The organism is Agrobacterium sp. ICMP 6402, from assembly GCF_009498615.1.
Taxonomy (GTDB): domain Bacteria; phylum Pseudomonadota; class Alphaproteobacteria; order Rhizobiales; family Rhizobiaceae; genus Agrobacterium; species Agrobacterium burrii.
This window is the reverse complement of sequence record NZ_QSNV01000019.1, coordinates 1-12417: the sequence shown is the minus strand read 5'-3', so window position 1 is coordinate 12417 and position 12417 is coordinate 1. Positions and strand designations below refer to the sequence as shown.

13 protein-coding genes are annotated in these 12417 nt (G+C 57.9%); all 13 read left to right on the top strand.

The window, feature by feature from the left end; all coding sequences use genetic code 11:
- The first annotated feature begins 4 nt into the window (after positions 1-4).
- Complete coding sequence (locus DXT96_RS26355) at positions 5-865, top strand: ABC transporter ATP-binding protein (protein WP_153517139.1); 861 nt, start codon at positions 5-7, stop codon at positions 863-865.
- The gene (locus DXT96_RS26350; protein WP_153517138.1) at positions 862-1734 is read left to right on the top strand and encodes an ABC transporter ATP-binding protein; all 873 of its coding nucleotides are present in this window, start codon (positions 862-864) and stop codon (positions 1732-1734) included. Before DXT96_RS26355 ends, DXT96_RS26350 begins: the two co-directional genes overlap by 4 nt.
- The gene (locus DXT96_RS26345; protein ID WP_012654931.1) at positions 1728-2654 is read left to right on the top strand and encodes an ABC transporter permease; all 927 of its coding nucleotides are present in this window, start codon (positions 1728-1730) and stop codon (positions 2652-2654) included. The genes DXT96_RS26350 and DXT96_RS26345 overlap by 7 nt, the downstream gene beginning before the upstream one ends.
- Complete coding sequence (locus DXT96_RS26340; protein ID WP_202037112.1) at positions 2651-3541, top strand: ABC transporter permease; 891 nt, start codon at positions 2651-2653, stop codon at positions 3539-3541. The genes DXT96_RS26345 and DXT96_RS26340 overlap by 4 nt, the downstream gene beginning before the upstream one ends.
- 96 nt (positions 3542-3637) lie before the next feature.
- A complete protein-coding gene (locus tag DXT96_RS26335; RefSeq protein WP_012654929.1) occupies positions 3638-4435 on the top strand; it encodes a glycerophosphodiester phosphodiesterase family protein in 798 nt (265 codons plus the stop codon).
- A gap of 92 nt (positions 4436-4527) precedes the next feature.
- Complete coding sequence (locus DXT96_RS26330; protein WP_012654928.1) at positions 4528-5328, top strand: glycerophosphodiester phosphodiesterase family protein; 801 nt, start codon at positions 4528-4530, stop codon at positions 5326-5328.
- Positions 5321-6139, top strand: a complete 819-nt coding sequence (locus tag DXT96_RS26325; RefSeq protein ID WP_153517137.1) for an inositol monophosphatase family protein — start codon at positions 5321-5323, stop codon at positions 6137-6139. The genes DXT96_RS26330 and DXT96_RS26325 overlap by 8 nt, the downstream gene beginning before the upstream one ends.
- Before the next feature lie 143 nt (positions 6140-6282).
- On the top strand, positions 6283-6867 hold the full coding sequence (locus DXT96_RS26315) for an NUDIX hydrolase (RefSeq protein WP_371419014.1): 585 nt from the start codon (positions 6283-6285) through the stop codon (positions 6865-6867).
- A gap of 22 nt (positions 6868-6889) precedes the next feature.
- Positions 6890-7786, top strand: a complete 897-nt coding sequence (locus DXT96_RS26310; RefSeq protein ID WP_153517135.1) for a TIM barrel protein — start codon at positions 6890-6892, stop codon at positions 7784-7786.
- A 20-nt stretch (positions 7787-7806) separates the two neighbouring features.
- Positions 7807-8781 (top strand): DUF4432 family protein, encoded by a 975-nt coding sequence (locus tag DXT96_RS26305; protein WP_246670664.1) that lies wholly within the window; start codon positions 7807-7809, stop codon positions 8779-8781.
- A 371-nt stretch (positions 8782-9152) separates the two neighbouring features.
- Complete coding sequence (locus tag DXT96_RS26300; RefSeq protein ID WP_153517133.1) at positions 9153-10823, top strand: Na/Pi cotransporter family protein; 1671 nt, start codon at positions 9153-9155, stop codon at positions 10821-10823.
- A 15-nt stretch (positions 10824-10838) separates the two neighbouring features.
- Positions 10839-11870: an aldose 1-epimerase gene (locus DXT96_RS26295; RefSeq protein ID WP_153517132.1), complete on the top strand. Its 1032-nt coding sequence runs from the start codon at positions 10839-10841 to the stop codon at positions 11868-11870.
- Positions 11871-12031: 161 nt separating this feature from the next.
- Positions 12032-12417: alpha-amylase family glycosyl hydrolase (locus DXT96_RS26290; protein WP_246670663.1), on the top strand; the 386-nt coding region annotated here is incomplete at its 3' end.

Genomic DNA, 12417 nt, shown 5'->3' with positions numbered 1-12417 from the left:
GCCAATGAGTGAACCCGTTCTCTCCATTCGAGACTTGAGCATTTCCTTTTTGAAACTGACTCCGGTCAAGTCCGTCTCTTTCGATGTCAAGGAAGGCGAAATTCTTGGGATCGTGGGAGAGAGCGGTTCGGGAAAATCGCTCTCCTGCCTCGCCATAGCCGGCCTCCTGCCGGCTATGGCTCATGCTTCCGGTACGGTGACGATCGGCGGCCACGCATTTGAAGCCTCCGATCTGCCAGGGGCACTTGCGTCGAAAATGCTTCCACCGATCGGTATGATTTTCCAGGAGCCGGTCTCCTGTCTTAATCCGGTGCGAACTGTTGGCGAACAAATCGCCGAGGCCGCGAGAAGTGCCGGACACTCTGCGGAAGAAGCTCGCAAGATAGCACTGCAGCTCCTGAAGGACGTCGCGATCGACGAGCCTGAAAAGCGTTATCACTACTACCCCTCGCAATTTTCCGGAGGCATGTGCCAGCGCGTCATGATCGCAACGGCCCTTGCTCTTGAACCGCACCTGGTCATTGCAGATGAGCCGACGACGGCCCTGGACGTTACTGTTCAGGCCCAGGTCGTTTCGCTTCTCGTTTCGTTGGTCCGTAAACGCGGCATCGCCATGATCTTTATCAGCCATGATCTCGATCTAATCGCCGAGGTCTGTGATCGCATCGTCGTCATGTACGGCGGCGAAATCATGGAAATCGATACGACTGAGAATATCTACGAGCGGCCGAGCCATCCCTACACACGCCTCCTGCTGGACGCGATGCCAGGACACGGCGAACCGCTGACCAGGTTGGTGGAAATGCCTCAGAACTGGCGGCGCGAAGCCGTAGCATCAACAAACGAAACGGAGCTCTCGCCATGAGTCTGGAAACATTGGGCAGGACGACCGTTCTCGAAGCCCGCGATCTCGATTTCACTTACAAATCCGGCTTTTCACTTTTGCCGAATAGCCGCAAGGGTCACCATGCCGTCCGCGGCGTCTCCCTCACCCTCGGCCAGGGTGAAACGCTCGGTCTGGTCGGTGAGTCTGGATGCGGTAAATCGACCCTTTCCGCACTTCTTTGCGGTGACCGCAATCCCGATGGCGGATCGCTGGAGCTGTTCGGCGAGCCATTCAAAACGTATCTCCGGCCGAACCGTCGGCGCCTGGCACGTGTCCTTCAAGTCGTCGCCCAGGATACGCTTGGCGCTTTCGACCCGCGCCATACGATCGGTCACCAGATCGAGGAAGTGCTCGCCATTCATTCGATCGGACGCAAGACAGATCGGCGTGATATGGCCAGGGATGCGCTCGATGCAGTCGCACTTCCAAGCGCGATGCTGGACCGCTATCCCCATCAGATGTCGGGCGGCCAGCGGCAACGCGCCGCCATCGCCAGGGCGCTCGTTGCCGAACCGAAGATCCTGCTCTGCGACGAACCTGTCTCGGCGCTGGACGTGTCGGTCCAGGCACAGGTTCTCAATCTCCTGCTCGATCTTCAGGAGAAGCGCGGTCTCTCCATCCTGTTCATCAGCCATGATGTGCGCGTGGTGCGGCATGTGTCGCATCGCGTCGTCGTGATGCAGGCCGGTCGCGTGGTGGAGACAGGACCGACCGCAAAAGTCTTTGCCGGGCCCTCCGATCCCTACACGGTGAAACTGCTCGCGGCGGTCCCGAAAGGCAGGCGCCGGGCAAATTCGGCGGATTCCGCATCCAACCGCCAGATACCTACGGAGGCTGCATCATGCTGAACACAATGACCAGCGCAGTCCTGCGCGCAATCTTAACGGTCTGGCTCGTCATCACCTTCACCTTCGTCATGCTTCGCATCAGCGGCGATCCGATGACTTCGCTTCTTGGTGTCGAAACCCCACCCCAGGTCATCGAGATGCTGCGCCAGCAATGGGGCCTGGATCGTCCTGTCACCGAACAGTATTTCGCTTATATCGGGCGCATGCTGACCGGGGATTTCGGAGTGTCGCTACGTAGCGGCCAAGACGCGCTCGGTACAGTCCTCGGAAAGCTTCCGGCCACTTTGCAGCTCATGGCGGCAGCACTTGTACTTGCTCTCGTCGTCGGTGTTCCACTCGGCATCGTGGCCGCACGTTACCGTGGCGGTATCGTCGACCGGACCGTGATTGGCCTTGCTGTGCTGACCCATTCCGTCCCGACTTTTCTGACCGGAATTCTCCTCATCCAGCTCTTCGCCGTGAAATTGCGGATCCTGCCGTCCGGCGGAGGATCGACGCTCGCTCACCTGGTGATGCCCACATTGGTAATCGGTCTTTACAACGCGGGAGTCATCGCGAGGTTCGTTCGCTCCAGCGCCCTCGAGGTCATGGGCCAACGCTATATCCTCGCGGCGCGCGCGCGTCGTGTCTCGGAGTGGGGACTTATCGTCAGGCATGTGATGCCGAACGCGGCCCTCCCACTTCTGACACTGCTCGGATTTCTGCTTGGTGGAATGATCGGTGGATCGGCGGTCGTTGAAGCCGTCTACGCATGGCCCGGCGTCGGCCTCCTCCTCATCAGTTCCGTGGCGTCCCGCGATGTCGCGGTCGTGCAGGCTATCGTCATTCTCATCACGATCGCCATGGTCAGTGCAAATCTGCTCGTCGATTTCCTCCAGACGCTGGCTGACCCGCGCCTGCGCTACTCGAACCGGTCTTGAAGGAGGCATCCATGACAGATCTTACGCCCGCTACACCGAAGAGCTCCGACCTCGTCTCGAAGCTGCCGCGCATCAACCCTCTGCTGGCCATGTGCCTTTTCGTGATGGTTGCAGCTATTTGCCTGGCCGTCTTCGCCGACAAACTGGCACCATACGGATTTGCTCAGATTGACCTGAAGGCGCGTAAGATGCCGCCGCTTCACGTCGGGACCGGCGCCGTGCACTGGTTCGGCACGGATGAGATGGGGCGCGATATCCTCAGCCGCATCTTCTATGCACTGCGCATGAGCATCATGATATCGCTCGGTGCGGCGATCATCAGCATGACCATCGGCACCACGCTGGGCCTTATTGCCGCCTTCCGCCGTGGTCTCGCCGATGCCATTATCCGGGTAGCTGTCGATTTCCAGGCATCCATGCCGTTTATCATCATCGCACTAACGGTATTGGCCTTCCTCGGAAACAGCCTGACGCTCTTCATCTGCCTGCTTGGCTTGTTCGGCTGGGAGCGTTTCGCGCGACTGACGCGGACCATGGCCGGTCTTGAACTGGAAAAACCGTATATCGCTGCCTTGCATCGCAATGGCGCCGGCAGCCTCCGTATCGCGGTGAAGCACGTTCTTCCCAACATTCTTGCCATCGTGCTCGTCACGTTCACGGTCGTGATGCCCGAGGTTCTGATTCTGGAATCTTCATTGAGCTTCCTTGGGCTCGGTGTGCAGCCACCGATGGTCAGCCTTGGATCGCTGGTCGGTGCAGGCCGCGACTACATCATGACGGAATGGTGGATTTCGATCGTTCCCGGAGTCGTCATTTTCGTACTTGGACTGACGATCAGCCTTATCGGCGATCAGTTGCGCGACATCTTCGACCCCACGCTGAAATGACCGGAACGGTTTAATTTCGTCTGACGCCCCACTCCGGCCAGATAGTCCACAACCGGCGTCCGGACCGCGTACTTAGCCAGTGACAGGATTTATACCATGTCGATTTTACGATCAGAGACCGGGACAGTTCATATCTGCGGACACCGCGGTCACCTTGTCGCTTCGCCTGAAAACACGTTTGCGTCCTTCCGCATGGCAAAGGAGCTCGGTGCAACCATTTGCGAGACCGATCTGGTCCTGTCGGCCGACCGTGAGTTGATCCTTTTCCATGATGCCACGGTCGACCGCACATCGAACGGCAAAGGCTTGGTGTCAAAGATGACGCTGGCCGAACTCAAGGCGCTCGATGTCAGCAGTTGGTTTTCTCCGGAGTTTGAAGGCGAGCGCGTACCGACATTGCGCGAGGCCATCGTGTTTGCCCGGGAGAACGGGATGCTGCTGCAACTTGAGCTGAAGGTTCAGGGACTGGACGACCTGCTCTTTCCGAAGACGGCTGCGTTGCTCGATGAGCTGGATGCCCACGACGTCGTGTGGTTTTCGTCGCTCGACTTCAGGCAACTTCGGGACATCAAGAGACAGATCCCGAAGGTCCCGACCGTCGGTCTCAGCCACACCAGCTTCATCGATCCGGTCGCGCTTGCGAAAGAGGCGCATCTCGATGCGCTTCAGTTCGATTGGCACCGGTTCTCGCCAGAGGAGGCAATCCTGCTCCACAGGAATGGCATCGCAGCCACTGTCGTCGTCATCGCAACCCAAAAGGAGATCGAGCGTCGAGCCTCCTATGGCGACGATATCGAACGCCGTGTGGCCGGTTGGATATCAGATGGACATATCGACCAATTGCTGGGCGACGACGTTGCCTGGGTCGAACGCGTCGTGCGCAGCGCAAGCTGACATCCGCCTGGAGATGGGCAGTTTTTGTATGCCGACAGAAATTACCTGCGTGATCTCCCAACGCGCAGTTCGGTTGAACGAAAGGAAAGAAAATGAATCCGCTTAGAATGACGCCGCAGACTCTGCGTCTTGGTGGTCACCGAGGCCATAGCGCCGGCGCTCCGGAGAATACGCTCACAGCCTTTAGAAAGGCATCCGAATTCGGGGGCCCCAAGGTCACCTGCGAGACCGACCTCTCGATCACGCGCGACGGCGAACTGGTCCTCATTCACGACAAGACGGTCGACCGGACCACCAACGGTCGCGGTCTCGTCCAGAACATGACCTATTCGGAGATTTCCAGGCTCGACGCCGGAAGCTGGTTCGGCGAACAATTTGCCGGAGAACGGATCCCGCTGCTGAAAGATGCCCTTCAGCTCGCCCGTGAACTCGACATGATCTATCAGGTCGAGCTCAAGATCTACGACCAGAACGACATCTTCTTCCCGAAGCTGAGAGCGCTCGTCGACCAACTGGGTTGTGCCGACCTTATTCAGTTCTCCTCGTTCGATTATGTCCAGCTGAAGGCCGTGAAAGCAGCGATACCGGAAGTGCCGACCGTTGGTCTCATGCACTCCCGCCTGATCGACCCTGCCGCTATTGCCCGCCAGGCCAATCTCGATGCGATGAACATTGAGATCTACCACTTCGCCAGCGGCGAGGCGCGCCAGCTTCGGGACGAGGGCTTCGCGGCATTCTGCTATTTGCCAGCCGGACATCACGAAAAGCTGATGCAGTACGGCGTCAATGTAGAAGCTCAGGTCGTTCAGGGGATTCGCGATGGTCAGCTCGACCAGCTACTCGGAGACGACGTCGCGCAGGTTGCAAGGCTGAAAGAAGAAGCAAATGGCTGATCAGAATAATCCGAAGTCTGCGGGCCAAGATACCGCGGCCATCGTCGAGAAGATCGCGCGCAAAGCCGGCGAGCGCGCCCTTGCTCACTTTCGTTCCCTGTCGAGCCTTCCGGTGGAGACAAAGGGACACCTCGATCTCGTTACCGAGGCTGACAAGGACGTTGAAGAATTTCTGATTGCCAGCTTGCGAAAGGCATTCCCGGATGACGGCATCATGGGTGAGGAGAGTGGCGAGATCGCTGGTACCTCCGGTCGCGTCTGGGTCATCGATCCGATCGACGGAACATTCAACTTCGTCCGCGGCGGCCAGAACTGGGCAATCTCGGTCGGCCTTTACGAGAACCGTCGTCCATCATTTGGGGTGATTTATGCGCCTGTTCGAGATCTGACTCTGGTCGGCGGGAAGACTGTTCCGACTCAACTCAACGGTCAACCGATCAAGCCGCTGCCTGCGCTTGATATGTCGCGCGCCTCGACCGGTTTTAGCTATCACCCCTCGGCATCGACGGCTGACCGGCTGGAGGTCATTCGCTTTATTTCGGATGACCTGAATATCAGCTTTCGGTTCTGCGGGGCGGCGACGCTGTCGATGATCGAAGTGGCGATGGGCGAGACCGACGGCTACGTGTCGCTCGGGGATTCGACCTGGGATGTGATGGCAGCACTGCCGATACTCAGCAATCTGGGTATCTCCAATACGATCGACTGGGACAACATCGATCTCTCTTCGAAGCTCCGCTTTGCGTGTGGAAGCGAGGAATTCCTCAGCAAGGTGCGCCCGCTGATCGAAAAGGTCTCTGCGGCTGCATAGTCGCGGCCCTGGCGGTTTGATTGGACACCTCTTCGCAATCCGGGCGCCGCGTCATTGCTGGTCGCGGCGCCCCTCAAAAGCCGGGCGCGGTCCCTTGTTTCAGGGCGATGCTGCTTCGGAAAGGAACATTCAGTTCGTTGAGCGTGCCCCTCACCGAGGATGGCCGCCATCGCTTTCTCAATTTGAGGGTGGATCACGCCATGCCCGGTGAACCTGCAGGACAAACAGCTTTAACGCGGTTGACCCTGGTAGCAGACAAGCTCTGGAACAGAGAGAGCAGGCCCCAGTACGCGGCGATCTGCTACCGGCGAACCGGCGAAAGTTCATGCCCAATTGAGATTCTTCTCATCACCAGCCGCGGGACCGGTCGATGGGTCATACCCAAAGGTTGGCCAATGGGGAAAAAGAAGCCGCACGAGGTCGCAAGCCAGGAGGCCTGGGAAGAGGCAGGTGTCCGGGGGCGCGTCCGAAAAAAGGCTTGGGGCCACTTCACCTATGTCAAGAGACTCGATGACGGTGACCTCATCCCGGCAATGGTGCAGGTTCATCTTCTCGATGTCCAGACAATGGAAGACGACTTTCCGGAGCGCCATCAGCGCGATCTTCAATGGTTCAGCCCGAGCATGGCGGCATCTGCGGTCGGAGAGCCGGAACTGCGCGGCCTCTTCGCGAGGCTGGAACAACGAGAAAAGCAACGGACCGCAGGCGGCGCCTCCAAGGCGGGCTGAAACTTGAGGAGCGGAAATCACTATGAGCAATATCATTGCAACCGGCTTCAATACGGCATCGACAGACGGCGAGCTTGGCAGCCTCGAGAGAGATCTGCGCCAGCTTCAGTCAATCGGCGTCGACACGGTCGAACTGGCCCTTTCCAGCCTCGATCTGATCGCGGGCGGCCGTATCATCAAAGAGCGCGCCAATCGGCTCAGGACCCTGCTTCAGACATTCTCCTTTCGCTATACCGTCCACGGCCTCGTGTCCTCGAACTTCATGGACCCCGCCACGCACCGGTATCAGGTCGATGCTGCAACGGCATTGGTCGAGATATGCGACAGCATTAACGCGCGCGTCCTCGTCCAGCACGCGGGGTTTCTTCGCGCCGACCAGGTTGCTGAACGCGCCAGCGCTGACGAGCGCCAACGCGAAGCCCTGTCCGAATTGGGCGAGCATGCCAAAGGATACGGTGTTCGCATCGCTTTCGAGAATATTTTTACCACAGAGCCAGGCCAGTATCGTCAAACTCCGGCCGAGGTTGCGGCGACGGTAAAGGCCGTCAACCACCCGAATGTGGTAGCCCTGATCGACTTCAGCCACGCCTATCTCGAATCAACCTATCGGGGCCTTGATTTTCGTGATCAGCTCCGCGCCATGGCCCCGGTCGCTGGTCATCTGCATGTCCACGATTCCTTTGGCCGACCGTTTGAATTCTACAAGGGACATTTCCCCCAGGAATACACGGCACTGGGTATCGGCGACTTACACATGCCTCTCGGGTGGGGCGATATTCCTTTCGACGAAATCTTTGCCGAACTCGACTTCCTTCCGGAAACCATCCTGATGATGGAGATCAACTCTCGCTATCGCAGCGAACAACCGGACTGCCTTCAGCGCGCCCATGAGCTGATCGACTTAAATCGAGGTCGATGAAGATGGCCGAGGGCTTCGACATGGATACTGATCTCCTAAGACGAACAGCAGATCTGCGTGCTCTGGCAGATATTCGGCTTGTGACGCTGGACGATGGACCAGGGCGCGGCCAGCGACTTTTGATCGGCCGAAATGCAAAAGGCGTCGCATTCGAAATCGCGGTCGATCGAGGCTTCGATGTTTCGGGCCTGTCGTTCAGAGGCACCAATGTCGGATGGCATTCTCCGACTCAAATGGTGTTTCCGACCCACGATCCCGACTCCGAGGAAGGATTGGGCTTTTTTCGCAATTTCGACGGCTTCATGGTCACATGCGGCCTGGATCAATACAGCAGGCCTTATGACGCCGATGTCGGCCACTACAACTATCCCAATCTGACAACCCGGAGGATGCCGCAACATGGCAGGATCTCGACTGAGAAAGCGCGTCTGCATCGATATGGCGTAGAACCGGAAAACTTCAATATCGTGTGCGAGGGGACCGTGCGCCAGGCAAGCGTCTTTGGCGAGGTTCTGGAGCTGTATCGCAAGATCACCGTCCCCATTTTCGAAACCACGCTGATCATTGATGACACGATTGCAAACCGTAGTTTCCGGCCTTCGGACCATGCGATCCTCTATCACCTGAACTTCGGCTACCCGTTCCTTGACGAGTCCCTGAAGATCGCCGGACTTCCGGAGCAGATCCTCGCTGAGATAAATTCCGGGCCCCCCGTTGCTCAGGACGACTTCGGCGAGAAAGTCGACCATGTCGATTTCCGTATAACTCCACACGAGACGCCAATCAGACTTCATAACCCGACGTGTGGATTTGCTGTTTCTTTGAAGTATGACCGGAGCGCCCTTCCGAAGTTCGCGGCATGGCGGGCATATCAGTCGGGAGTCTTTGCGCTTGGCATCGAGCCGCGCTCGGATCTTCGGCCGGCTGAAGGGGGAAAACTCGGCCCGGGTGAGAGCCGCAGCTATTCTCTGCAACTGAGCTTTGCTCCCGAATGACGGCGGGAACGAAACACATAGCCTCGCGCGAGGAGGCTCGCGAAATGGCAAGAGCTCCCTGGCGACCGATGTCTGCTGGTGCAGATCAAGAGACAAGCAAGCTTGAGCTCTTCCCTGTCGCTCCCACCAAGGCCAGCGCCTTTCGCCAAAACAAGACACTTATCCTGCCCGCGTGGCAAAGTCGGCAGGATAACGGTGGGCAGCGATCCTCCCTTGCTGCCTACCGACCTTTTCAAGCTGCTGGATCGACGAAATACGTGAGGATCCTCATCGCGCGACGCGCGTCGGCCAAACCCGTGTCCATACCATCACCTTCAGCGGTCAACGTTCAGTCGTGCGGTGTGCCCGGCCGATCGAGAAAGGAATAGCCGTTGGAATCGACCATCGTCATGATCAATCTGCTTGGCGCCGTGGCATTGCTCTTGTTCGGCCTCTCTCAGGTGAAGGACGGCGCGACCCGCGCATTGGGAGCCAGATTGCGATCTGGTCTCGCAACGGGAACGCGCAGCAGTCCCCGGTCATTCCTGTCCGGCTTCGCCGCAACTGTCGCCCTTCAAAGCTCCACGGCAACAGCACTGATGGTCTCGTCCTTTGTGGAACGGGAGCTGATCAAGCCTAGGATGGCGCAGGTCGTTCTGCTCGGTGCCAACGTTGGAACGGCTGTCACGGCATGGATTGTGGCAACCGGCATAGAATGGATTTCACCCGTTCTCCTTTTTCTTGGCATCATACTTCATCGGAGTGGCTCGACATCTCGCCAAGGCGCAGGAGCGGCACTGATCGGCATAGCCCTTATGTTGCTCTCTCTCCATCTGCTGAGCACCGCGACTGACCCTTTGCGGCATTCTCCGGCGCTTGCAGCCTTTGTCGGTTTGCTCGACAACGCCTGGCCGGTGGCTATGATTTTCGCAGCCGTCATTGCCTTCGTGTCATCGTCAAGCCTCGCCGCCGTCATCCTCATTCTGTCACTGACGTCTGCAGGCATGCTGTCGGGTGGCCTCATCGTCGCACTGGTCCTTGGTGCAAATCTCGGCGGAGCCATTCCGCCCGTGATTGCATCGCTGTCAGGCTCAAGCGCCGCGAGGCGTGTGACCCTCGGCAACCTGATCGTCCGGGCGATTGGTTGTTTGCTGACATTGCCCATCGCCCAGCCCTTGGCTGAATGGCTCGCCTTGATACCGCTCCCGCCATCGAAACTTCCCGTCGATGCGCATCTTGCCTTCAACCTTGCGCTTGCGGCGCTCGCCTGGCCATGCTCAAGGCTTATCGCTCGCTGGATGGCAGTTCTCATCCCGGATCAACCACAACCGGAAAACACACCCAACTACCTCGACACGGACGAACTTTCGACGCCGGTCGTCGCTCTGGCCAGTGCAGCGAGAGAGGTGCTCGGTGTCGGCGATATTGTCGAGAAGATGCTCCTGAAGGTTTCCGATGCCTTCGACCGGAACACCACCACGGGACTGACGGACGTTCCCTCTCTCGAGCGTCAGGTCGATCGGTTGCAGCAGGAGATCAAAGTCTATCTTTCAAAGCTGGGACGTAACGGCCTGTCGGAGGAAGAGGGGCGCAGATCGATTGTCATCATCGACTACGCCATCAATCTCGAACATATCGGCGACATCATCGAAAAAGGCCTGGTGCCCGAAGTCACGAAAAAGGTCGCGCAGGGCCTGAAGTTCTCAGACGATGGTTTCGAGGAACTCCAGCAGCTTTTCCAGTTGACGATCGACAACCTCAGGATCGCGCAAACGATCCTGATTACTCGCGACATAAAACTCGCCAAGCAGCTGATGGAAAGGAAGATCGACGTTCGCCGCATGGAGAAGCGCTCTTCGGAGCGTCATCTGGAACGCTTGCGCGACGGGCGCGCTGACAGCCTGCAAACGAGTTCACTTCATCTCGACATCCTTCGCGATCTCAAAAGGATCAATGCTCACATCACCTCGGTGGCGCATCCAATCATGGACGAGGAGGGTCTGCTCGGAGAAAGCCGGCTTATCACCAGCACTTCCGCACCTGCGCATAGGAACAATCTATGAGCCCAAGGCTCGATTATGGAGAAAACGGTGGTCAGCACGGAGTCAGGACAAAGCCATACGACGATATCGGCGAAGACGATACAGGGGATCGAAACGATCGAAGTTACAGGGCCCCGGTATCGTGCCCGAATAGCTTTGCAAGGCGCCACGCTTCTCGACTGGTGGCCAAGAAGCGTCGACGGTCTGGAAGATGAAAGCCTCGTTGACGGCTATCGCGACCTGCGCGAACTGAAGTCGCAAAACGGCGTCCGCAATGGAATCCTCGCTCCGTTTACCAATCGCCTCACAGGTGGTCGATTTGATTTCGACGGCCTTGTCCACGAGCTTTCGCCGATCGCCGAAGGCGAAGATGAGGTTTATCACGGATTTGCACGTGTCAGGCTTTTTGCGCTTGGTCAGGTCGATTCTGACGGAGACAATCTCCGGATCGAGCTCATCCATGAAACGGCAGATGTTGGTGCCACCGGCTACCCGTACGATCTTAGAATCTCCGTTGTCTATATGTTCGCTGGACATGAGGTCGAGCTTCAGATCGCTACCACGAACCTTGGCGAGCAGCGAGCTCCCTATGCTGCTGGGTGGCACCCCTATTTCAGATTGCCCGGAACCACCGCGATCGATGACCTGATTTTGCAGGTTCCATCGCGATCCGTCGTGGAAACCGTTGATCTAATTCCCAAAGTCGCGTCGAACGGCGAGGTGAAGCTTCGAGACGACGATACCTTCAACGAGCCGGAGAGGATTGGGGATCGGGTTCTCGATTGCTGCTTTACGAACCTCGTGAATGAGAGAGGCACTCTACGCACGATCCTTGTTGATCCGGGCTCTGGAGCGGAATTGTCGGTATGGCAAGAACGCGGGCACATGCACGTTTTCACGGGTGACACCCTTGCGAGGGATCGACGCAGGTCCATCGCGCTCGAACCCGTTGAAGATTTGACAAACGCCTTCAATCTGCCGGGTCGCATCGATCACTTACTTCTCGATCCGGGGATAACTCGAACCTTCCGGTGCGGATTCACGTACGAGGAAGGCGAGAGATCATGACAACAATCTCATCGGCGAGGCTCTTTCGATGCTCTTTTTTGGACGAGCGGACCTTGATCGACAGCTGTCCTGGAGAAAGTCGACCATCCTCGACTGAAGCAACTTACAGAAGTCGAAGACCAACGTACCTCAAGCGCCAGACAGTAGACCGAGAGTTTTGAATGAAAAACAGTGTACAACTTATCACCTACGTCGACCGGTTAAGCGGAGGGGGCTTCCCGGAGTTGAGAGCTTTGCTCGACGGGAGGCTGCAAGGCCTGTTCGGCGGCGTCCATGCCTTGCCTTTCTTCAACCCGATAGACGGCGCTGATGCCGGGTTCGATCCCACCGATCACACGATTGTCGATCCTCGCCTCGGTAGCTGGGATGATGTTCGCGCCCTGGCCGGCTCCGTGGAGATCATGGCCGATCTCATCGTCAACCATGTCTCGGCGCAATCGATCTGGTTCCAGGACTTCATCGCAAAAGGGCCTGATTCAGAATTCGCAGACATGTTCATGACATTCGGCAAGGTCTTTCCCCGTGGTGCCAGCGAGCAGGATCTCCT